At 59.4% G+C, this 22,493-nt stretch carries 23 protein-coding genes; 8 read left to right on the plus strand and 15 right to left on the minus strand.

Annotated features, from left to right (window positions below; all coding sequences use genetic code 11):
- Nucleotides 1-22 precede the first annotated feature (22 nt).
- From JZY08_RS08075 to JZY08_RS08085, 3 genes are read left to right on the plus strand one after another with little or no spacing between them, the layout of a single operon-like run.
- Nucleotides 23-2,248, plus strand: a complete 2,226-nt coding sequence (locus JZY08_RS08075) for a Mu transposase C-terminal domain-containing protein (RefSeq protein ID WP_003495437.1) — start codon at nt 23-25, stop codon at nt 2,246-2,248.
- Nucleotides 2,249-2,250: 2 nt separating this feature from the next.
- Nucleotides 2,251-3,240, plus strand: coding sequence for an ATP-binding protein (locus tag JZY08_RS08080; RefSeq protein ID WP_003495435.1), 990 nt, complete (start codon nt 2,251-2,253; stop codon nt 3,238-3,240).
- Nucleotides 3,240-5,084, plus strand: a complete 1,845-nt coding sequence (locus JZY08_RS08085) for a TniQ family protein (RefSeq protein WP_003495434.1) — start codon at nt 3,240-3,242, stop codon at nt 5,082-5,084. The genes JZY08_RS08080 and JZY08_RS08085 overlap by 1 nt, the downstream gene beginning before the upstream one ends.
- Before the next feature lie 212 nt (nt 5,085-5,296).
- On the opposite strand, the gene JZY08_RS08090 is transcribed toward JZY08_RS08085, so the two are convergent.
- The 7 genes from JZY08_RS08090 to JZY08_RS08120 all read right to left on the minus strand — a co-directional run bounded on the left by JZY08_RS08090 (nt 5,297) and on the right by JZY08_RS08120 (nt 10,758).
- Complete coding sequence (locus JZY08_RS08090; protein ID WP_137037840.1) at nt 5,297-5,980, minus strand: DUF4405 domain-containing protein; 684 nt, start codon at nt 5,978-5,980, stop codon at nt 5,297-5,299.
- Complete coding sequence (locus JZY08_RS08095; RefSeq protein WP_216331529.1) at nt 5,977-6,438, minus strand: cytochrome P460 family protein; 462 nt, start codon at nt 6,436-6,438, stop codon at nt 5,977-5,979. Before JZY08_RS08095 ends, JZY08_RS08090 begins: the two co-directional genes overlap by 4 nt.
- Nucleotides 6,439-6,446: 8 nt before the next feature.
- Nucleotides 6,447-6,935: a cupin domain-containing protein gene (locus tag JZY08_RS08100; RefSeq protein WP_216329872.1), complete on the minus strand. Its 489-nt coding sequence runs from the start codon at nt 6,933-6,935 to the stop codon at nt 6,447-6,449.
- A 3-nt stretch (nt 6,936-6,938) separates the two neighbouring features.
- Nucleotides 6,939-7,295 (minus strand): carboxymuconolactone decarboxylase family protein, encoded by a 357-nt coding sequence (locus JZY08_RS08105; protein ID WP_253204068.1) that lies wholly within the window; start codon nt 7,293-7,295, stop codon nt 6,939-6,941.
- Nucleotides 7,296-7,480: 185 nt separating this feature from the next.
- Entirely contained in the window at nt 7,481-8,491 is a 1,011-nt protein-coding gene (locus JZY08_RS08110; RefSeq protein ID WP_253204003.1) for an alpha/beta hydrolase, read from the minus strand.
- A 167-nt stretch (nt 8,492-8,658) separates the two neighbouring features.
- On the minus strand, nt 8,659-9,744 hold the full coding sequence (locus tag JZY08_RS08115) for an alpha/beta fold hydrolase (protein WP_216329875.1): 1,086 nt from the start codon (nt 9,742-9,744) through the stop codon (nt 8,659-8,661).
- Nucleotides 9,745-9,864: 120 nt separating this feature from the next.
- Nucleotides 9,865-10,758, minus strand: coding sequence for a LysR family transcriptional regulator (locus JZY08_RS08120; RefSeq protein WP_003495427.1), 894 nt, complete (start codon nt 10,756-10,758; stop codon nt 9,865-9,867).
- Between the two features lie 114 nt (nt 10,759-10,872).
- Between JZY08_RS08120 and JZY08_RS08125 the strand changes: the two genes are divergently transcribed.
- Nucleotides 10,873-11,862 carry an aldo/keto reductase gene (locus tag JZY08_RS08125; RefSeq protein WP_216329876.1) on the plus strand — a complete coding sequence of 330 codons (990 nt, stop codon included), beginning with the start codon at nt 10,873-10,875 and terminating at the stop codon, nt 11,860-11,862.
- 123 nt (nt 11,863-11,985) lie between these two features.
- Here the strand turns inward: JZY08_RS08125 and JZY08_RS08130 are convergent, their stop codons facing one another.
- The 6 genes from JZY08_RS08130 to JZY08_RS08155 form a co-directional block, all read right to left on the minus strand.
- Complete coding sequence (locus JZY08_RS08130; protein WP_216329877.1) at nt 11,986-13,278, minus strand: ABC transporter substrate-binding protein; 1,293 nt, start codon at nt 13,276-13,278, stop codon at nt 11,986-11,988.
- Between the two features lie 72 nt (nt 13,279-13,350).
- Nucleotides 13,351-14,187: a carbohydrate ABC transporter permease gene (locus tag JZY08_RS08135; RefSeq protein WP_216329878.1), complete on the minus strand. Its 837-nt coding sequence runs from the start codon at nt 14,185-14,187 to the stop codon at nt 13,351-13,353.
- A complete protein-coding gene (locus tag JZY08_RS08140) occupies nt 14,184-15,086 on the minus strand; it encodes a carbohydrate ABC transporter permease (RefSeq protein ID WP_003495423.1) in 903 nt (300 codons plus the stop codon). The genes JZY08_RS08135 and JZY08_RS08140 overlap by 4 nt, the downstream gene beginning before the upstream one ends.
- On the minus strand, nt 15,070-16,269 hold the full coding sequence (locus tag JZY08_RS08145; protein ID WP_035242388.1) for an ABC transporter ATP-binding protein: 1,200 nt from the start codon (nt 16,267-16,269) through the stop codon (nt 15,070-15,072). Before JZY08_RS08145 ends, JZY08_RS08140 begins: the two co-directional genes overlap by 17 nt.
- 166 nt (nt 16,270-16,435) lie before the next feature.
- A complete protein-coding gene (locus JZY08_RS08150) occupies nt 16,436-17,188 on the minus strand; it encodes a MurR/RpiR family transcriptional regulator (RefSeq protein WP_216329879.1) in 753 nt (250 codons plus the stop codon).
- 226 nt (nt 17,189-17,414) lie between these two features.
- Complete coding sequence (locus tag JZY08_RS08155; RefSeq protein WP_003495420.1) at nt 17,415-17,570, minus strand: hypothetical protein; 156 nt, start codon at nt 17,568-17,570, stop codon at nt 17,415-17,417.
- 236 nt (nt 17,571-17,806) lie between these two features.
- Here JZY08_RS08155 and JZY08_RS08160 point away from each other — a divergent pair, with 236 nt between their 5' ends.
- The 4 genes from JZY08_RS08160 to JZY08_RS08175 all read left to right on the plus strand — a co-directional run bounded on the left by JZY08_RS08160 (nt 17,807) and on the right by JZY08_RS08175 (nt 21,375).
- Nucleotides 17,807-19,105, plus strand: a complete 1,299-nt coding sequence (locus JZY08_RS08160; RefSeq protein WP_003495419.1) for an efflux RND transporter periplasmic adaptor subunit — start codon at nt 17,807-17,809, stop codon at nt 19,103-19,105.
- A gap of 14 nt (nt 19,106-19,119) precedes the next feature.
- Nucleotides 19,120-19,839: an ABC transporter ATP-binding protein gene (locus JZY08_RS08165; protein WP_216329880.1), complete on the plus strand. Its 720-nt coding sequence runs from the start codon at nt 19,120-19,122 to the stop codon at nt 19,837-19,839.
- Nucleotides 19,829-21,037: an ABC transporter permease gene (locus JZY08_RS08170; RefSeq protein ID WP_082182509.1), complete on the plus strand. Its 1,209-nt coding sequence runs from the start codon at nt 19,829-19,831 to the stop codon at nt 21,035-21,037. The genes JZY08_RS08165 and JZY08_RS08170 overlap by 11 nt, the downstream gene beginning before the upstream one ends.
- Nucleotides 21,038-21,099: 62 nt before the next feature.
- The gene (locus JZY08_RS08175; protein ID WP_003495416.1) at nt 21,100-21,375 is read left to right on the plus strand and encodes a hypothetical protein; all 276 of its coding nucleotides are present in this window, start codon (nt 21,100-21,102) and stop codon (nt 21,373-21,375) included.
- A 217-nt stretch (nt 21,376-21,592) separates the two neighbouring features.
- Here JZY08_RS08175 and sufA read toward each other — a convergent pair whose 3' ends face one another.
- Complete coding sequence (gene sufA, locus JZY08_RS08180) at nt 21,593-21,982, minus strand: Fe-S cluster assembly scaffold SufA (RefSeq protein ID WP_059760334.1); 390 nt, start codon at nt 21,980-21,982, stop codon at nt 21,593-21,595.
- Between the two features lie 105 nt (nt 21,983-22,087).
- A complete protein-coding gene (locus tag JZY08_RS08185; protein WP_003495414.1) occupies nt 22,088-22,471 on the minus strand; it encodes an SUF system Fe-S cluster assembly protein in 384 nt (127 codons plus the stop codon).
- Between the last annotated feature and the right edge of the window lie 22 nt (nt 22,472-22,493).

Consider the following 22,493-nt stretch of genomic DNA (forward strand, 5'->3'; position numbering starts at 1 on the left):
ATCGCCCTACAAGGAGCCTGCGATGCTGACTGACTTCCACAAGCCGAGCCTCTTCCACCACGCCATCGTCCGGATGCGCCATGCGGACCGCTTCACCGAAAGCGACGTCAACTGGAAACCCAAGAAACGAGACGCCGAGGGGTGGACCTTCAGCAACGAGGCGAACACAAGCGACGAACGCTTCGTGTTGCATGGTGAGGTCTATTCGAAACTCGTCGGCGGAGCCGCCAAAATCCGCTATGGCTACAACGATCCTGAAAACCAGCGTCTGCGCGCGATTTTCGGCGACAACACGTTCTCAGACATTGTCGGTAAGCGCCGCGATCTCGCGCTGTTTCGTGAGAAGCTTATCAAGCGTTTCGATGCAGAATGGCTGACGCTCGGCAAAAAGCCGCGATGGTCGAAGGAGAAGTTCGAGGCGAAGCTCAGAGCCTGGCGCAGGGAAATCATCGCCGAGATGCTAGGTCTCGATGACGAGGACGCTGACGTCCGCGCCGACGCGATGGTCGAAGTAAAGACCTTTCCGACACCGTCGGTGAAGACGTTCCGCCGCGACTACAAGCGTTATCACGCCTGCGGCGGCGAAGTCCTCGGGATCGTCCACCGCCATCATGGTCCTGGCCTGCACCTTCGCAAGGTTGACGCGGATTCAACGGCGTTCGCCCACAAGCAAGCCCTCAACTACATGACGGACCGCAAGCCCACGATGGCTAAGGTCTACCGTGACTATCTTGCCGCACTGGAGAAGGTGAACGCAGAGCGCGCCACGCCACTTCTGAAGGTCACGCGTCACAAGTTCGAGACGATGATCTCGAAGTTCGACGAGTTCGACAAATGGGACGGCCGCCACGGTCGTGCCTCGGCGCTCAAGCGCTTCGGGATGTCGAAGAGAGGTGGCATCCCGGCGTTGTTCGTCGGCGAGCGCATCGAGATCGACTTCTGGAACGTCGATCTCATGACCCTGTTCGTTGAAACCGGGATGTGGGACATCCTTCCGCCATCGTACAAAGAGGCGGTGGTCGGCAAGCGCATCTGGTTCGTGGCGGCAATTGATGTTGCCACACGCTACATTCTTGCGTTCAGGGCGAGCGTCAACCCGAACGCCGTTTCGGCAGCGGCGGCCATCCGTATGATCATGTCCGACAAGCGGCACATTTCCGACTTCGTCGGGGCGGAGACGCCGTGGATCGGGATGGTCCAGCCGCGCAACATCTTCAGCGACAACGGCACGGAATTTGCCAACGCGCTTGTCGAAGGCATCATGCGCGCGGCGAAGATCACGTTTAACCGGCCGCAGGCGGGCAATCCTAAAGCTCGTCCCTTCATCGAGAGCCTGTTCCACTCCATCGGGCCGCTGATCGCGTCGTTCTTCGACGGCAGAACGTTCGGGTCGATCGCCGAGAAGGGTGATTACAACCCGGAACATCAGATCAGCCTGCAGGTCGACGAGATGATCCAGCTCTTCACCCTGGCGATCTGCGACATCTACCACAACAAGCCGCACAGTGGCCTTGGTGGGGCATCTCCGCATAACGCCTGGGTGCGGGCGACCCAAGAACACGACATCGAGTTCCCGAGCCAAGACCCCGAATTCATGCTGCATGTCTTCGGTACGAAGTTCAAACGCCGCATCGGGCAATACGGCATCCCATTCATGGGCATCCCGTACGCTAACGAGGAACTGGACCGCCAGCGCAAGAAGTACGGACAGATGGAATTCGAGATCAAGGTTGACCCCGAAAACCTCGAACACATCGCGGTCCGCAGCGACAAGGGCTGGTTCGTCGTCGAGAACAAGGTCGGTATCGCGCGCAACCTGACGCTGGCCGAGTGGATTGTCGCTCGCGCTGACCTGCGGACGCAACACGCCGCGGAGGCGGAGGCAGGTCTGGCGGCGATGTACCGTACCATCAATCGTCTCGCCGAGAGCGGCAGGGCAGCGGCGCTGCGTGCGAACCTGACCCCGCGCAACATGACGGCCGAACACTATGAGGCCCTCGAGGTCGAACTGTTCGGCGCGTGGGTCGCCGTGAAGGCGGCGGACACGCCGACCCTGACGCAGGCCTTTGCGCTTCCCGCGGACCCTCTCCGCGAGGGATCGGTATCCGATTCCTGTCTGATCCCCGAATTCCACGCCGAACGCGAACGCGATGCGCGGAAGAAGAAGCGTGCCGCCGCCGTCGACCAGACGCCGATCGAGACGCCCACGCCCACCGAAACCACTGACAACTACTACGAGGAGTACTGAGTATGGAAAACGCTACGAACGTCATCGCTTTCGACGGTATCGCCGACAAGAAGGCTGAAGTCTACAGCGGCTACATCGAACACGCACGCGACACGCGGTTGGGAACGATGCTGCGCGATCTGGTCGAGAACGTGGAGGCTTGCCGCCGCGGCGTAGGATCGCGCCGGCGCGCGCTGTTCCTTATCGGGGCCTCGGGCAGCGGTAAGTCCTTCGCATTGCGCCATCACTTCAGCCGTATCCCCGAATTCCAACCGTGGAAGAACGAGTTCGGCGAGACTGTCCGGCCGCTGCTGAGCATCGAGGCACCGAAGCCGTGCACGACGAAAGACTTCGCCATGGCGATCCTGGATGCGATCGGAGTGCCGTCGAAGGCCAAGATGACGGAGGGCCAGCTCTTCGCGACCGTGAAGGCCCAATTGCGCGAGCGCGGGATCATCTATCTTCACGTGGACGAAGCCCAGCACTTGCTGCGCCACAGCAGCAGCCGCGCGATCCTCGACCTCCAGGATCGCCTCAAGAGCCTGATGCAGATCGAGGATTGGCCGTTGCACACGATCTATTCCGGAATGCCGGAGCTCGCGGAACTGCTTACGGGGGATCAGCAGTTGGCCAACCGTTCGATGGTCATGCGCTTCATTCCTCTGAGCCTGCCCGGAGACAAGGCAAGCGTCGCGCAGGTATTGGCCGACATCGTGGAAGGCAAGTGCGGACTTAACCTAACCGATGAGCTCCGCACCGACGACTTCCTCGGCCGCCTGTGCGCCGCCAACAGCGGGTGCTACGGGAAAATCATCGAGGCAGTCCAGGCAGCGTGCTTCCTCGTCATGCATAAGGGAAAGGGTACGGTGGATCGCCGCGCCTTCGCCCACAACTACCAGCGTGACAGTGGTTGCCTTCCGAGCGATAACGTGTTCACCGCCGCGCGCTGGAGCGAAATCGATCCCGGCAACGCGCTGGCCGACTTGGCCACCGCTGGCAAGGGAGGCAAGTGATGGTTCTGCCCGTAACGCTTGCCCATCACGAGGACGAGGCGGCGATCGATCTGGTCGCCCGTCTTGCCGCCGCCAACGGATATCCGTCTCTGCGGGAGTTTCTCGCACACACGGACACCACGGCAAATGCCATCGTCCACGGAGATATGGATGCCCTGTCGTTGGTCAGCGAGTGGTCTGGGGTGCCAGTCGCTGCGCTGGGAAAACTGGCCGCGAGGGCGTCTGGGGCTGGCGGCACCTGGCAGATGGGCTGTGCAACCCTCAGCAAGGACATGCGGCCGGGCCGGAGGCATCGCTTCTGCGCCCAATGTGTGCTGGAAGACCGAGTAAGGGAGGCAGGGCGTTTGGCGTCCCGCGCTTATCGCCGTGCGTGGTGGACCATTCGCGGGATCGAAGGATGTCAAGTTCACAGCTGCCAACTGACGGAGGTGGCAGTGGACGCCGCCGGCGACGTTCACGACTTCCCGCAGTTCGTGAATGCCAATCTCGGATCGATCACGGAAGCCGCGGCGACTTCTGCCCCAAGCAGTCAGCCGCGATTGGATCGGTATCTTCGCGACAGAGTTTTCAGGGAGCGCGGAGAGAGCTTCCTCGACGAACTCGACGCACACGTCGCGGCTGAGTTCTCGCGCTATCTCGGTGACTTCTTGGTCCTCCACGATGTCAGGGCCTGGACGCACAAGGACACTGATCTGCGCGAATGGGGCTTCAACCTCGCGGTACAGGGGGAAGAGGAAATCCGACGCGTTTTTGCGGACGTGATCGATCACAAGCGACCGACAACCCATTATGCCGAGTCGTTCGTGGGGCCGATGATCAAATGGCTTCGTCGCAACCTCGACAAGGGGGCGTATGGACCAGTCACCGATCTCGTGCAGGACATCCTCGAGCGCAACATGCCGTTTGGGGAGGGGCAGACCATTCTCAAGCCGGTTAAAACCAGGCACATCCACAGTGTAAGCTCTGCGTACGCCGAGTATGGTCTCACCGAAAATCGGATCAGAGCCTTGATGAAGGCAAATGATCCGGATTTTCGGGATGGTCTCTCTGACGCCTCCACGTATTTCTATGCCGCCGCTTTGCGGCCGATCCTTGAAGCGGCACGCGACACGCTGAATAGCAGGGAGGCGGGAGACCTGCTGGGGGTCAGCGAAGAAATGGTACACCGCCTTTTGAGCGTCGGTGTCCTGACGCAAGTCGAGAAGCGGGCCGACGGCGAGCGAGCGTTCGTAAGAATCGAAATGAGTGCGTTGGACGCTCTAGTTCAATCTCTCGAGAACAAATCGACCGTTGTAGGCGTCACGGAGGGTTTGGTGTCGCTTGCCTCAGCGGCTCCTGCATTTCGTCAGCCGTTCAACCGACTTGTGGAAATGGTCTTGGACGGGGGTGTCGAGGCGTTCATCGTTTCCCGCGACGGACCAATCTTCGAACGGGTCCATATTGCTCCACCGGCCCCGGCGTCTGCAGAGGCCCGAAAAGAGCAGAAAAAAGGCACCCCTCTGGCCGGAGGCGACGGCGAACTGATGCGGCTCAAGGAGGCTGAACTCGCGCTCGGCACAACGACCATCACGGTCGCGGACCTCATCAAGCGCGGTTACCTCCGCCAGAGAACCCTCCGTCGTGGAACAGGGAGGGCGGTGAAGTTCATTGAGCGGCAGTCCCTGGCAGAGTTTCAGGCAGCCTATGCGTCCCTAACGGAGATCGCGAAGTCTCGCCAAGGATACAGGGCCGCGATCAAGGTTGAATTGGAAACCGCCGGCATTGCGCCGATCTTCGAACCCGAGGGGTTCATCGCCCGCTTTTACAGAAGGTCGGACCTGATCCAGGCTGGCATTCGTCTCTAGCGAAGTCTTACATTTTGACGCTTTGAGGCCCGCTCCGGCGGGCTTTTTCGCGCCCTATCTGGAAATGTGCCCAAATCAAACGCAGCGGAATGCCCGCATCTGTTTGGAAGGTCAAAAAATTCCCATGTGAATTCAATAGGTCTATTTGCAAAATGGACAAACCAAGACCGCGTAATCATCTGGGCAGAATGCGCCGATCGTTTCCGATGCGGTTACCTCCCCGGCGCTCCGGAGCGCATGGAAATCAGCCTCAAGCCGTAATGGGTCATGGCGGCATACAAGCCGACTATCGAGGCATAATTCACGAAAAATTCGAGCGTCGACTCGTTGAAATCCCACATGTCCAGCGAATAGCTCAGCATCAACTTCCGCCCGAACGCCATCTCGAAAGAGCTTCTTATTCCCCAAACCGCCACTGCGAGCGACATCAGCCGCAGAATGGCGGTCCGAAAGGAACTCGCGTCTGAAACGCCAACCAGTCCACGGCCGACGCTCATCACCACCTGCCAGCGCGTCCCGAGATGGATGGCGATGATGAGCAGCACCCAGTATCCCGCAAACATATGGATTTCCCTGACGGCGAAAGCGCCGCCCATCGAAGTGAAGGGCAAGAGGTCGCGGGATATCAGCAGGCTGGTCACGAGCATGATTGTCATCGCGATTGCAAGGCTTGCAATCGTCATCAGATTGACAATGCGGACGGCATCCAGCCTCCGTTTCGTCACGCCGCCATACCAGCGGCGATTGAAGACGTTGTGGACGATGACCAGCGTGAAAAGCGCCGCCCCGAACAGTTCATGCGAGAGATTGTCGAGCCACCAATAGGCAAGGCAGGCAATAATCAGACCGACGGCGATGAGATCGAGCACCAGACGAAACCGCAGGACGCCGTTCATTTCAGTTCGAACCGGCGCATGTCGTTGAACGTGTAGAGAAAGTCCCTGTCGGACCGTGAGGTGTGGCAGCGCTGACAGCGGGCGGTGTTCTCTTCCATGTTGATCGTGCCATCCGGCTTGAACCATTGGAACTGCCAGTCGGCGGTGCGGCGGTTCTCGTCGTAGTCCTGTCCCCAGCCCTCGCCCTTCTCCATGATGAAATAACGGAAGACCTTGCCGCCGCGATAGTCGACGAGCGCCACGTGGGTGCCGTTGGGAATGGGATCGCCGCGCTTGACGGCCTCGATCGCCTCGCGGGTGGTCATGATATGTTCGGTAACCTCACCCCGCTCCACCGTCGTATAGTGGATGAGCTTGCCGATGTCAGGCATCGTCGCACGGGTCGGCTCGGCGCGGACCTGCATGCCGACGAGGAATACGGCGCTTGTTACGAAGGCGGCGGCGCACGCCATCTGCATGACTTTATTCAATCCATGCCTCCATCCGTCTTGGCGTATTGCTCGTCGGTCACGTGTTCCATCCACTCGACGGTCTTTCCATCAAGGGCTTCCGCCAAGGCGATATGCGACATCCCGTATTCCGGTGATGCGCCGTGCCAGTGTTTCACGCCCGGAGGAATCCAGACGACGTCTCCGGGTCCGATTTCCTGAATGTCGCCATCCCAGTGCTGGACGCGGCCCTCACCCTCCGTCACGATCAGTGTCTGACCCAGAGGATGTGTATGCCACGCGGTGCGGGCGGCGGGTTCGAAGGAGACGAGACCCCCGCCGACGCGAGCGGGCGGTGGGGTCTGGAAGCGTGACTGCACCTTGACGGAACCGGTAAAATAGTCCGGCGACCCCATAGTCGTCGCCTCATTGCCGAAACGGGTCACCGTTATGGCACGGTCCGGTTCGGCAAAAGCAGTCGTGGCGCCAAGGGCCATGGCGGCGGTGATCATCGATTTTGTGTTCATGGCTTATTTCTCCGCAAACACATCTTTGGCGACCGCGACTGCGGAAACGCCGCTCGGCCAGCCCGAATAAAAAGCCATATGGGTGATGGTTTCGACGATCTCCTCCTTCGTCAGCCCGTTCTGCAGGCCGAGACGGATATGGGAGCGAAGCTGGTCAGGACGATTGAGCGCGATCAGCGCCGTGATTGTCACGAGGCTTCGGTCACGTTTGGATATTTCGGGGCGTTCCCATATGTCGGTGTAGAGAACCCCGTCGGTGAGTTCGGCCAGTTTCGGTGCGGTATCGCCCATCAATTGCTGGGCGCGCGTCTGCTGCTTTTCCGGCTGTGCCGAAGGCGTTGCTGTCTGGGCGTTTGTCATGGTGATCGAACCGAGAATGAGAGTGATACCCGTTGCGAGAAAGAGGCTCTTGGTAGGTCGTTTCAAAGGGAACTCCTTGGATGGCTTGTGTCGCAGGCTCCCACGCAACGACAGGCATCGAGATGCCCGTTGCCGCCACGAAACCTGGATTTGAATGAAGGGTGGATAAACCGTCGTTGACGGTCTTAGGCCAGCGTCCGGCCGAAGAACGGTGTGAGCTTGTCAAGCGCCGCCTGTACATATTCGGGCACCCAATAGGTCTCGATATGCTTTGCGCCCCTGATCAGGAAGAGTTCCTTGTCCTTCGTGCCGGTAGCCTTAGGGAAAGCATCTTCCGTTAGGTAAAGGGTGTCCGCTTCACTGCCGGCAATCATCAACAGCGGAACGTCGATGAGTTCGAGTTCGTCCGTCGCATCCCAGCGCATCAGGTCCATCAGGCTGCTCATCGTATATTTGAAGGTCGAGCCCGGATGCGCGTTGGTACGCCAGTAGTAGTGATAGCCCTGCCGATAGAGATCGAAGGGCAGAGCCTCGATCTGCGCATCCGTGAGGTTCGCGTCGCCGGCATAAAGAACGTCGCCGCCAGCCGCTTCCTGCGCCCGGGCCAAAGAGGCCTGCTGCAGTCGCTTCTGGATCGTATCCACCTGGCTGTCCTTGAAGCCGTTGCGGCGCACGCGCCCGGAGTTGAACATGCTGAGCGTCGCCACCGCCTTGAAACGCTTGTCGGTCTTGGCCGCCGCCAGCGAGTAACCACCACCGCCGCAGATGCCGAGCAGCCCCAGACGCGCCGTATCCACGCCGGGGAAGCCGCTGATGAAGTCCGCCATCCCGTGGATGTCCTCGATGCGGTTCTGGGGCTTGTCGACGCTGCGTGGCGTGCCGCCGCTGCCACCCTGATAGGCGGCATCGGCCGAAATGGTGATAAAGCCCCGTTCGGCCAGACGCTGGGCGTAGAGGCCGGTCGTCTGCTCCTTCACGCCGCCATTCGGATGCGCAAGCACGATGGCAGGATACGTCTTGCCGGGATCGTAATTGGCCGGAGTATAGACGTTGGCGACGATGTCGAGGCTGTTCAGCCTGTATGTCACCGGGTGGATGTTCACCTTGCCGGGTTCGTTTTTGGTGATCGCCCCATCATAAGCAAGCGTGAAAGGGTTCTGCCTGTAGTCGGCTGCGGCAGCTTGGGTCGTCGTCATGGTTGACACTCCTAACATTGCACCGGAGATGAAGAGAGCCGACGCTCCGAGGAACTCGCGTCTCTTTCCGTTAATGATATCATTCGCCATCGTCAGGCTCCTTGTTGATCGGAAATGGTCTGATGGGGATGCGCGCAACGGCAGTTTCACGCGAACGCACCCGTGCTTCAGTCCAGCTTCTTGTCGGCGAGGAACTTCGAGATCTGGTCGGCAATCTCGACATTGTTCTGGTCCGACATCAGGAAATGCGTGCCGCCCTTGATGCCAATCTCCGGCAGGTGGACAAGCGCTGCATCGCCGCCATGCTTATTGACTGTCTCCGCCCACAGCTTCGCCATGGCCAGCCTTACACGCCAGTTGTCCTGTCCACGCTCCGTGGTCGGTTCGGTCGGGAAATTGTCGCCGTAATAAATGACGATCGGCAGGCGTGTCAGTTTCTCGAAGTCGGCAACAGGTACGGCCTCAGCCTTCAGCGTGCCGGCGGCACTCGGCATTTCCGCAGGCACCTCACCTTCCGGGAAGATGAAACCACTGCCGGGCTCCAGCGCCACGATGCCCTTCACATTCGGGTTCTTGATGGCCGTCAGCCAGCCGGGACCACCTGCCTGCGAATGGGTGAACAGGATGCCGGGTCCTGTTTTGGTAAAAAGTGCCGACATGGCATCCGAGATCAGCTTGGCGTCGTATGGCCCGGTGTTCGGCGTGACCGAGCGCAGGAACTGGTCGAGCGCTGCCGGATCACGGGAGAATTGCGCGTTGTCAAAATAGTTCGGCCACTTGCCGATGCGGAACTGGTCGAAGAACAGCTGGTCGTAGGGCGTCGGCTCGATCGTCGTTGCGACCGTGCTGTTGCCCGCGCGGCCTCGGCGCGGCTGGTCGACGAGGTAGGTGGAGTAGCCACGGCGCAGGAAGATATTCTGAAAACCCTCGCGACCGTCAGGCGTCGTCTCCCAGCTGCGCGCCGACTGAAATGCGCCATGCAGCATGACGATCGGCAACGGCTTCGGGTTTTGCGGAACCTGATGGAACACATAGGCGTGGTCGCCATGCAGCGTCTGGCCTTCGGCCGTCGGCGCGTTGTTGTTATAGGCGCCGGGCTTGCTCGACACCGTGCCGCCAACCGCGAAGCTGCCCTGCTGCTCAATGACGAGCGGCTCGGCCTTTGTCGCGGTCTGCGCAAACGCGACGCTCGAAGACGCGGCAATGGCGAAAAATACGAAGACTGAAATGGTTTTGGTAAAAATTCTTGGCATGGCTCTCTCACAACATGACGTTGAAAGAAGGCTACGCGACCGGCATTCCGGTGATTAGATACCCATTTACGATTGAAGCCATTAGCTCCGCTTATCAATCACTTTTAGTTCATTAGGGCGTTATCCGCGATATCGCAGCGCGTCCACCACGAGTGCGAAAGCCGGAGACGCGTGACGCCGATTTGGATAATAAAGGTGGTAGCCGGAAAAAGGCGCGCACCAGTCTTCGAGAACCCGGATCAGCGTTCCCTTCGCGATATCCTCCGCAACGATGTCCTCAGGCATATAGGCAAGGCCAAGACCCCGTTTCGCGGCATCGAGGCGCATGGCGATGTTGTTGAAGACGAGTTGCCCTTCCACTCTCACCTTGAGTTCATGACCATCCTTTTCGAACTCCCAGAAAAGGATGTTGCCGTAGGTTGGCATGCGTATCTGGATGCAATTATGCGCCGTCAGATCCTCGGGCACCTCTGGCCAGGGGTTCTGCCGGAAATAGGATGGCGCACCCACCACGGCCATGCGCATTTCGGGGGCGATCTTGACCGCGATCATGTCCTTGGCAAGTTGCTCGCCGAGCCGCACGCCGGCGTCGTAACGCTCCGCAACGATATCCGTCAGCCCGTAATCGACGGTAATCTCGACATTGATATCAGGGTAATTCGGGAGGATTTTGTCCAGCGCTGGCGCAAGGACGGAAATGGCGGCATGTTCCCCCGCCGTGATGCGCACGGTGCCCGCGGGCTTATCCCGCATGTCGCTCAGTGCCGAAAGCTCGGACTGAATCTCGTCGAACCTTGGACCTGCTGTCTGAAGCAGACGCTCACCGGCCGCCGTGGGTGAAACGCGCCTCGTCGTTCTCGTCAACAACCTCAGGCCCAGCCGCTCTTCAAGGCCGCGCACCGTCTGGCTCAACGCGGACTGCGAGACACCCAGCTTGACGGCCGCCCGGGTAAAGCTCTGCTCGCGCGCCACCGTGACGAAGGCGGCCAGATCGTTGAAGTTCTCCTGCGGCATTCATTAGGCATCCTTATAGCTTCATGCTGATTAGTGCCCCTATTCGAAAATGTCGGCAAGGAATATCTTTTCCATCAGACGCGGCCTCAAATGGCCCGATCAAGGAGTAGAGAAATGCTGAAACGCAAAATCGGAAGCCTCGAAGTCTCCGCCCTCGGCCTCGGCTGCATGAGCATGAGCGCGGCCTATGGGCCAGCGGCCGATAAAGCGGAGATGATCAAGCTGATCCGTTTCGCCCATGAGCAGGGCATCACGCTGTTCGATACCGCCGAGGCTTATGGCCCCTTCGTCAACGAGGAACTTCTCGGCGAGGCGCTCGCCCCCATCCGCGACGGGGTCGTCATCGCCACCAAGTTCGGCTTCGACATCGACCTTGAAACAGGTGAACGTCGCCACGGCACCAACAGCCGCCCGGAACATATCAAAGCCGTCGCAGAAGCGAGCCTCAGGCGTCTCAGGACCGACCGCATCGACCTGTTCTACCAGCACCGCGTCGATCCGGCTGTGCCGATAGAGGATGTCGCAGGCGCTGTAAAAGATCTGATCGATGCAGGCAAGGTCAAGCATTTCGGCCTCTCCGAAGCGGGTGTCGGCACCATCCGCAAGGCTCATGCCGTTCAGCCCGTCACCGCCGTCCAGAGTGAGTATTCCCTGTTCTGGCGCGGGCCTGAGGCAGAACTCCTTCCCGCACTTGAAGAACTTGGGATCGGCTTCGTACCGTTCAGCCCACTCGGTGCCGGCTTCCTGACGGGCAAGATCGACGAAAATACCAAATTCGACCCAACCGATTTCCGCAATGCCGTTCCCCGGTTTTCCCCCGAGGCCCGCAAGGCCAACCTCGCCCTGGTCGACGCCATCAAGGTCATAGCAGACACCAAGCAATCGACGCCTGCCCAGGTAGCGCTCGCCTGGCTACTGGCACAGAAACCGTGGATCGTCCCGATCCCCGGCACGACCAGGCAGCACCGTCTTGAAGAAAACCTTGGGAGTGTCGATCTTGAACTGACGTCGACCGATCTTGCGGACATCAACACGGTTCTTTCGAAGATTGAAGTTGTCGGCAACAGGCTTCCAGACGCGGTCCTGAAGATGACCGGCCTCTGATTTGGACGGCGATGCCGTAGGGACCTGTTGGAAAATCGACTGTCCGATCTAAGCCTCAAGGGCGTTCGACAATATTCATCGAGACCACGACGCGCCGGAAAATGCTCCGGCGCGTCGTGTTTTTCAGGATCCCTTTTTCAAGATTGCAGCAACCCGCTCGGCCATTCTGGCGAGAGCATCCTTGGGCGTCAGCGCGCCGCGCTGGAGCTGATCGAGAATCTCAGCCTGCGCTTTCCAGACTGTGCTGCCCATATTGTTGGGATAGGCATACCAAGTGGCCGCATTGTCCATCTGCGCGAATACAGTTCGGAAATTCGGATTGGCGGCGTAGAATTCCGTCAGGAGGGCAGCGGAATTCCGGTTCGTCGGCATGTAACCCGTCGTCTGTGCAATTTGCGCCTGAACCTTGGCGCTGGTCAGATATTTGACGAATTTCCACGCCGCATCCTGCTTTGCGGGCTCCTGAGCCAGGATGACGACAGCGTTACCGCCGGTGGGCAGACCGCCCTTGTTCCTGTCGGGCATGGGATAACGGACCGTGCGCATATCGAAACGACCGCCAACGGCCTTGGTGAAGTTTGCGACGCCGGAGGGTGAAGCGACGACCATGCCGAGCTTGCCGGCGAAGAACTGCTGGTGGGCGGGGTCGGTGCTGGTATCGACGGTCATGCCGGTTTTTAGCGAAATGTCCTGCGCCAATTGCAGCGCCTTGAGGCCGGTTTCGTTGTCGAAACCGATCCCGGTCTCATCGGCATTGACGATGCGGCCGCCTTGCGAAAGCACCATGAGTTGCCAGTACCAGTCGCTGGCAAGCGCCCCGACCGAGAAGTTGAGACCGGCAACATCGCTGCTCGAAGCCTTGATCCTGTTGGCGAGGTCGATAACGCCCTGCCATTCATCGGGAAATTTATCCATCGAGCCGCCGGCTTTTGTCACCAGATCGGCGTTTACGTATAGGATGGGGGTGGATGCATTGAATGGAACCGCAAATTGCTTGCCCTCGACCTTGCCAAGATTGAGTACGGATTCCGCATAATTCTCCTTGGCCCAGCCAGCCGTTTCCTTATCCATGAACGGCTGGAGGTTAACGGCGAGACCGCGCTCCTCAAGCGTCTTGACAAGCGGACGCAGCCACGAATATGCAGGCAGGTAAATATCCGGCAGGTTGTTGGTCAGCACATCGCGCATGATCGTCTGATGCGCCTTGGCATAATCTTCTGCCGGCACCTGCAGGTTGATGGCGATGCCCGGATTGTCCCGCATGAAATCCTTGACCACAGGCTGGAGAAACGCCGCCGTGCTGGGATAGGCATGGAAGAAATTGAGGGTGATATCGGTCGATTGCGCCTTGGCCGGAACGGCAAGGGCGCTGGCGATCGCCGCCGCGACAAATGCGAAAATTGTCTTGGTCTTCATGGTATTTTGATCCTTTGAGATACCGGTTGACTGCATCAGGCCTGTCGGGTTGCCGCCCGGCAGGCCTGTTTCTCATTTCACTCCGCTCATGGTTACGCCCTGGACGAAGCGTCGTTGCGATGCCAGAAACACCAGTATGAGCGGGGCGGTAACAAGCGTGGCGCTGGCCATGAGCGCGCCGAAATTGTCGCCACCCTCCTGACCTTTGAAAAACAATATGCCGAGCGTCGGCGGAGCCAGCTCGGCCGACCTGATGACGATCATCGGCCAATAAAGATCGTTCCAGTGAAAGCTGACGGAAAATACCGCGAAGGCCGCAATGGCGGGCAGCATGGCTGGCAGGACGACGCGGGCGACAATTTCGATTTCCGTCATGCCGTCAAGTCGCGCTGCTGCGAGAATATCGTCGGGAAAGGATTTGATGAACTGGCGAAACAGGAGGATTGCGAAAGCCGAGGTGAGATAGGGCAGCATCATGGCAAAGTAACTGTCCAGCAGCCCGAATTCGGCAAGCGTCAGGAAGATTGGCAAGGCGGGCACCTGGGCGGGCACGGCCAGCATCACAAGCACCAGGGCGAACATGAACCGCGCCCCCCGAAACTCATATTTCGCAAGCGCGAAGGCACAGGTAACGGTGGTCAATATTTGAAAGAACAGGATGCCGCCACAGACGATGATGCCATTGGCCATGAAGCGCAGCAACGGCGTCTCGAACAGCGCGCGACCGTAATTGTCGGACAGCGCCTGAATGGGCGTGATCGGATCAGCCACCGCCCCAAAAATTTCGCCGCTTGACCGCAACGACGCCTGCACCATCCACAGGAAGGGATAGGCGATGACGAAGGCGCCACTCAGCAGGACGATGTGCGCTGTCACGGAATTGAACAGGGAGCGTAACATGAGCTTCATCGGTAGTGCGCTCTCTTATCCAGCAGGAAAGCCTGCACAATGGAAAAGGCGGCAAGCAGGGCGAGAAAAACCACCGTCAGGGCGCTGCCATAACCGATCTTCAGGGCCTCGAAGGTCTCGCTGTAGACTTTATAGAGCAGCATGTCGGTCGCGCCGTTCGGTCCCCCGCGCGTCAGCACTGCAACCGTATCGAACACCTGGAAGGCCTGGATCGAACTGAGCACCACAACGACAATGGTGGTCGGTGAAAGCAGCGGCCAGACGACATAACGCAGCCGGTCGAAAAAGCCGTCGACGCCGTCGAGCCGGGAGGCTTCCTGTAACTCCTTGGATACGGTCGCCAGACCGGCGAGAAAGAGAACCAGATTGAAGCCGACGAGATGCCAGATACCAATGATCGCCAGACCGAAGAGAGCATAGTCGGCATTCGCGAAGAAATCGATCGGCGTCAACCCGACCGATGCCATCAGTTGCGCAAGCGGGCCGATGCGTCCGTTCAGAAGGAAACTCCACACGATGGACATTGCCGTGAGCGTACCGGTCACGGGCAGAAAATAGATGATTTCGTAAAAGCGGCGCGTCGTCGTCCGTCCATGAACCAGCAAAGCGAGGACGAGTGCCAGCACTACCGAGCCGGGCACGACGATCGCGGTGTAGATGGCGCTGTTGTTGAGCGCCCGCCAGAAATAGGGATCCTGCAACAGCTGCGCATAGTGGCTGAGACCGATGAAACGCACTGCAACGCTTCCCAGTTCATAGTCGGTGAAGCTCAGGGCAAAGACCGTCAGCACCGGAAGAATCGTCGTCGCCGTCAGAAGAAAGAAGGCCGGACCCGCGAATAGATAGGCAAGGGCCGCAAACCCCGGTCCGCTGGCGGAGACCCTAACGGAAAGCAGCATGTGAGCCTCCCGCCGCAACGCCCGCATCCACGATCCCGGCGTCGATCCGCACTCCCAGGCTGTCGAACAGCAGCGCATCCGCACACGTGATGCGCAGCCATGCGATGTCACCGGACCTGCTGTATTTTGGCTGTGTGTTGAAAGTTTCGGCACGAAGCTGCACCCGCACCGGACCTGAACCGAGCCGCGCTCCATCCAGTCGCAGGATCACTTCCGCGCCGAGACGCTCCGTCCTGACGACGGGAAGTGCAAAATGCGCCCCGCCACCCTCAGCCGACACAAGCTCGATCGATTCCGGGCGCACACCGAGACGGTAGCTTCCGTTACCGACGGACGGCGCGCGCAGACCCAACTGTACGCCAGCGGCAACGAGATCGCCCCTCTCCTCCACATCGACCGGCAGGATGTTGATCGGTGTCGTACCAATAAAACGGGCAACCGACAGGCGCGCCGGACGCCGGTAAATATCGTCCGGGGAACCGAACTGAACGATTCTCCCCTCGTCCATGACCGCAATACGATCGGAGAGCGCCATTGCTTCCGTCTGATCATGGGTCACGAAAATGAATGTAATACCGGTGCGGCGGTGCAGCTCGGAAATCTCGTCCCGCAGCTGCAGCCGCAACCGGGCATCCAGATTGGAGAGAGGTTCATCCATCAGAAAGACGGCGGGCTGGCGTACCATGGCCCGCCCAACCGCCACCCTTTGACGCTGGCCGCCGGAAAGTTGTGATGGCCGGCGCTCCAGAAAAGCGTCCAGTTCCAGCTGCGTGGCGACGGCCTGAACATCCTTATCGATACCGCTCCAGATCGCCCTCGCCCCGCCGATATGACGGCCGATCAACGGCAGACGTTGCAAAAAGGAAAGCCTGTTCATCATCAGCGGAATGGCGATATTCTGCCGCACGCTCATATGCGGATAAAGCGCATAGGACTGGAAGACCATGGCGACATCACGCATTTTCGGCGCAAGCCCGTTCAGCGGTACCGAACCGATGCGAATTTCACCTGTATCCGGCGTATCCAGTCCGGCGATGAGACGCAGAAGTGTGGATTTGCCGCATCCGGACGGCCCAAGCAGGGTCACAAACTCCCCTGACTCAACCTCAAGGCTCACGTCGCGCAATATCTCGACATTGCCGAAGCGTTTTCCCAAGCCGTTGATCGTGAGTTGCCGTCCCACAAATTTCTCCACCAAGAATGAATGCGTGAAAAACTCTAAAAATTAAAAACAATGGAGATTTTCTTCATGCCTATGCAAAAAAATATCGCCCGTAAGGAGCGAATTTAGCTATGCAGCAGAACTAATCGATCGACATGACAGCAGCATGAAGCGTGAGGCTGGCCACTCAAATCCCTCGTCGTTCCAGCATCTCGTCGTCCAGCGCCTGGGCCAGCGCTTCGACCACGACGACGAAAGGCGCTATATAGCGGATCGATCCCTCCATGGGCCAGGGCCCGGGCAGGTGAAACGGCAGGACGTGGTCGGCAATGTCGGCAAGTGGTCCTTTTTCCCGCGCGGTGATCGCCACGGTTTTCGCGCCCGCTTCCTGCGCCGCCTTCATAAAATCCAGCGTATCGGCTGTAATGCCCGAAAGCGAAACGGCAAAAGCCATGCCGTTCGCGGGCAGTTTCTGTGCCGCAATATAGGCCAGGCGACTGTCGGTCACACAGAAGACGGGAACACCCAATCGCAGCAGCCGGTATTCCAGCAGCGAGGCACATATCTGCGAAACGCCGCCGCCAAACACCACCGCCCGCGGCGTCGCCGAAATGGCGCGAGCCAGAGTCGCCATGTCGGCGGCATCGACAAGCTCGGCGGTTTTTTGAATGGACAATTGCAAAGACGAATTCAGGCGTTCGATCCCCAGGTCGGCATTTGCCTTGGCTTGCCCAGAAACGAAGTTGCGTTCCGTTGCAATATCATCGACGAGGGCAAGCTTTATATCGCGAAAGCCGTGAAAACCCAGAAGCCGACAAAACCGGATGATCGTTGCCTGCCCGGTGTTTGTCGCCTCCCCCAGCTCGACGATCGTCTGGTTGATAACCCGTTCCGGATAGAGTGACACATAGCGGCCGATGCGCGCCACCGCACCGGACATATCATCGATCCGCCTGGCAATAAGATCAGCAACGCTATTTTTCCCGCTGAGGGTCTTGCGGTATTCTTTCAACGATCTGCTTTCGGTTTGCGCCAGCAAGGCCGGCAGGGCGGCAGCCCCCGTGTGGAAACTCGGGCAAAGAAATTTCTCTCACATCTGTGCGGCATGCCGCTTTGTCCGATCTCAACCAATAGAAAACAGGCCGCGTTCTTTGCTTTGCGAAGCCTTACCCCTGCCCGAACAACGTGAAGTACCCCCACGCGGCCGCGAAGAATAAGATCACGGCGGCAATCGTCAGGGCCTTTTTTGCTTTCGGCCCCAGCGGTTCGCGCGGTTTTTTCGGCGGCACCGGTTTGCGGAACTTCACCACGTTGTCGTTCATTCTATCATCGTCCTGCATGTCGCTGCTGAAACCGGTGCCACATCAATGGCATCGGCATTTCCGGATTTATCTCTACCAGACCAGAGCTATCATAAATATTACCAAGTTTTCACTTCCCCCTTTGGGCAAGCTATGTCACTTCCCACAATCAGAGGAATACAAACAGCGACAGACGGACCGGAAAACAGGGTTGGCGACAATCCCCTGTGGTATTTTGAATTTTGCGGGTGACGAGAATGAATGATGCCAACACCAATGGCCGCGACACGGAAAACAGCCAGCCCGATCTGCGGGAGATTCTGGGTACGAACAGGTCCGGCAGGAAGAAGAAGTCGCGCCGGTATCTCTATGCCGCAGCAGCCATCGTGTTGATCGGCGGCGGACTTGGCTATTATTACCAATCCCGCGCAGCAGGCGTTGCCTATAACTACACCACGGAAGCGGCGCGCCAGGGCGATCTTTCCGTCATCGTCACCTCCACCGGTTCGGTTCAGCCAACGGATCAGGTCGATATATCGAGCGAATTGTCCGGCACGGTGCGCAAGGTCAACGTCACCTATAATAGCCCGGTCAAATCAGGCGATATCCTTGCCGAACTCGACACCAACAAGCTGGAAGCCGACGTGCAGAGCGCCCGCGCCAAGCTTGCCTCTGCCAAGGCCAATGTGCTGAAAGCGCGCGCCGATCTCGGCTCGGCAAAGACATCCATGGAGCGTCTGAGATCACTGGTGCAGAACCGCGTCTCCAGCCAGCAGGATCTCGACGCCGCGCAGTTCAGCCACGATGCCGCCGCGGCCACGCTTGAAGTCAACGAGGCCACCGTGCTTTCGGCGGAAGCGGATCTGAGGCTTGCCGAGGTCAATCTCGGCAAAGCCAAGATCGTCTCGCCCATCGATGGCGTCATCCTCACCCGCAGCGTCGATCCCGGCGCCACCGTCGCCTCCTCGCTCAATGCCCCTGTTCTCTTCACCATCGCCGGCGATCTGCGCCATATGGAGTTGCAGGTCTCGGTGGATGAGGCGGATGTCGGCAAGGTCGAAACCGGCCAGAAGGCCAATTTTAACGTCGATGCCTATCCCGACCGCAGCTTTCCGGCTGAGATCGAAACCGTCCGCTTCGCCTCGGAAACCGTATCCAACGTCGTGACCTACAAGGGGATATTGACAGTCGACAATGAGGAGTTGCTGCTGCGCCCGGGCATGACGGCGACCGCCAATATCATCGTCGAGGAAATCAAGGATGCCCTGCTGGTGCCGAATTCCGCGCTTCGTTATACGCCGCCGCGCGAATCCGCCTCCCGTGGCGGCGGGCTGATGAGCCTGTTCCGCCCGCCGCGCATGGGCCGCTCGCAGAACCGCGACGCCGGCCCGGCGGCAACGGCCAAAAGAACGGTCTGGGTGTTGCGCAACAACAATCCGGTCTCCGTCGCCATCGAAACCGGTTCCACCGACGGCCAGCATACCGTGGTAAAATCGGGCGAGTTGAAAGCCGATGACCAGGTGATTACCGACGCAACGGCCCGCAACGCGGGCTGACGGAGGACAAGCCCATGCAACAGCCGCCGCTCATCGAATTCCGCAATGTCGTCAAGCAATATGGCCGCGGCGAAGCGACGATCCGCGCGCTTGACGGCGTCAGCCTGTCGATCCGCGAAAAGGAATTCGTCGCCATCATGGGACCATCAGGCTCCGGCAAATCCACGTCGATGAACATCATCGGTTGTCTGGATGTGCCGACAGCTGGCGAATATCTGTTTCAGGGCGTGCCGACCAGCGGCTTCGACAATGAACATCTGACGCTGCTGCGCCGGCATATGCTCGGCTTCGTGTTTCAGGGCTTCAATCTGCTTTCGCGCACCTCGGCGGTGGAAAATGTCGAGCTGCCGCTGGTCTATCGCGGCATGAAGGCATCGGAGCGGCGCGCCCGCGCCATGGAGGCGCTGGCGCAGGTGGGTCTGAAAGGCCGCGAGGATCACACCACGCAGGAGCTTTCCGGCGGCCAGCAGCAGCGTGTGGCCATTGCCCGCGCCATCGTCACCCGCCCTGCCCTGCTTCTCGCCGACGAGCCGACCGGCAATCTCGATACGAAAACCAGCGCCGAGATCATGGATCTTATCACCTCCCTTAACCGCAACAGGGGCATCACGGTCGTCATGGTCACCCATGAAGAGGATATCGCCGCCCATGCCGGGCGTCTCCTGCGTTTCGTCGACGGCCATCTTGCCTCCGACAGCGCGACGGACAAAAAGGAGACCGCCGATGTTCTTTGAAACGTCGCGTCTTGCGTTGCGCGCCATCAGCCGCAACCTGCTGCGCTCCTTTCTCACCGTGCTTGGTGTCGTCATCGGTGTGGCCGCCGTCATCGCCATGGTCACCATCGGCAACGGCACGACGGAACAGGTGAAATCGGAATTGTCACGGCTCGGCACCAACATGCTGTTCGTACGCCCCGGACAGTTCGGGCCCGGAAGGGCGAGCACCGAGGCCAAGCGCTTCGATGATCGCGATGTCGAGGCCATCCGCAACCAGATCAGCGGCGTGCGTGCCGTCGCGCCGCAGAACCGCAGCTCCGCCGCCACAGTCATTTTCGGTGGCAAGAACCACCAGACAAGCGTCATCGGCACCACCAACGACTATCTGATCGCGCAGGACTGGACCATCGCGCTCGGGCGCGATTTCCAGCCGGCCGAAGATCGCGGCGGCCAGATCGGCTGCATCATCGGCGAAACGGTGCGGCAGGAACTCTTCGGTGCAGAGAACCCGGTGGGACAGACGATCCGCGTCAGCAACATCTCCTGCCCCGTCATCGGTGTGTTGGGCAGGAAAGGTCAGTCAGGCCTCGGCGACGATCAGGACGACACGGTCATCATGCCGCTCAAAATCCACCAGCGGCGCATCGGCGGCACCACCACCATTTCCTCGATCATGGTTTCGGCGCAGGACGGCGTTTCGACTGCCAAGGTGCAGAGCGACCTGCAGAACCTGCTGCGCGAGCGCCGCCGCATCGGTATCGGCCGCGAGGACGATTTCACCGTCAACGACATGACGCAGATCGCTTCGGCCATGACCGGCACAACGACGCTGCTGACCGGGCTTTTGGGCGCAGTCGCAGCCGTCAGCCTGCTGGTTGGCGGCATCGGCATCATGAACATCATGCTGGTCTCGGTGACGGAACGCACCCGCGAGATCGGCATTCGTCTCGCCATCGGTGCGCTGGAGAAGCAGGTCCTGACGCAGTTTCTGGTGGAAGCCGTGATGCTCTCCGCCTTCGGCGGCATCGTCGGCATCCTGACCGGCCTCGGTCTGGCTTACGGCGTCGTCAGCTTTCTCAATGTGCCCTTCGTCACCAGCCCGTCGATCATCTTCCTCGCCTTCGCCTTCTCGGCGGCCATCGGGGTGATTTTCGGCTATTTCCCGGCGCGACGAGCGGCAAGCCTGAGCCCGATCGAGGCTTTGCGGCACGAGTGAGACAAGCCGTCGAGGCTGCAACGGCCCCGACGGAACAGATTGATGATTCACGGAGGGCTTCGATGTTCAAATCGGTATCTGACAGCGCCGCCGCCGCGGACGGCGGTTCGCTCGCGCTCTTCGTGGAACGAATTGACGGACAGACGGAGCTGTTTGTGATCAATCGCTCCCTCGCGTCACGCGAAACGCCCGACTACAACAAGGTCAGCTCAAGCCTGCGATCACTTACCGAGGAGGATTGCGGGACGATCGCCGCGGCTCTGGAGCCTCTATTGACGACGACACCATCGATTCATCCGCTGGCGGATTTCATCGATACGCTGAAACAGCAATCATGATCCTTCGAAAGCTGATTTGCGCGTGGCGCAGTTTGCGGAAAATGAATCTGAAACCTCTCATCCGTCATCCTCGGGCTTGACCCGGGGATCCACAAAGGTCTCAAGGGATTTGACGGGGATGGATCCTCGGGTCAAGCCCGAGGATGACGTCGCGTTTGTGGGAGCGCTGTGTGCATAAGAAAGGTCTGTCTCTCCATCGCAGAGATAGCGTAACCAATCAAACGCTGGCTTCAGCCTCACGCTGCTTCGCCAGCGCCGCCAGATCGGCGGGCTTCAACTCGACCGATTCACCGCAGCCGCAGGCGGATGTCTGGTTCGGATTGTTGAAGGTGAAACCGGAGCGCATCTTGGTCACTTCGAAATCCATCTGCGTGCCGAGCAGATAAAGCACGGCGGAAGGCTGAACCCAGACCTTTGCGCCTTCGAATTCGACCAGATCATCCTTCGCATCCGGTTCGGTCACGAGGTCGATGGTATATTCCATGCCCGCGCAGCCGCCCTTCTTGATGCCGACGCGCACGCCCCTGGCATCCGGTCCGGAATTTTCGACGATTGCTTTAACGCGCGAGGCAGCAGCCCCGGTCATGGTCATGATCGCAAAGCCCATGGGCTTAATTCTCCTTCGACAATCGAGTTCAAGGCTCGATGCTTATGGATTTCAATTTAGTAGCGCCTGAGAGTGTCATCAAGGGATGACATCAGTCAAATCACGTCAATACCATCCGACAGCGACCTGTGCTTCTTCCGACATGCGGTCCGGCGTCCATGGCGGATCGAAGGTCATTTCGACCACGACACCGGAAACACCCTCGACGGCGCCGACCGCATTTTCCACCCAGCCTGGCATTTCACCGGCCACCGGGCAACCGGGCGCCGTCAGCGTCATGACGATCTTGACCATCCGGTCATCCTCGATGTCGATCTTGTAGACGAGACCGAGTTCGAAAATATCGGCCGGAATTTCCGGATCGTAGACGGTCTTCAGCGCCGCGATCACGTCATCGCTGAGGCGCGCCAGTTCGTCAGGCGGGATAGACGACGGCTTTGCCGCGTCTTCGGTCGTATCCTGTGTCTTTGCAGTGGCTTCGGCAGTCATGGTCTTAAACCTCAATCCTGAT

Source organism: Rhizobium sp. X9 (genome assembly GCF_018873185.1).
Taxonomy (GTDB): Bacteria; Pseudomonadota; Alphaproteobacteria; order Rhizobiales; family Rhizobiaceae; genus Agrobacterium; species Agrobacterium oryzihabitans.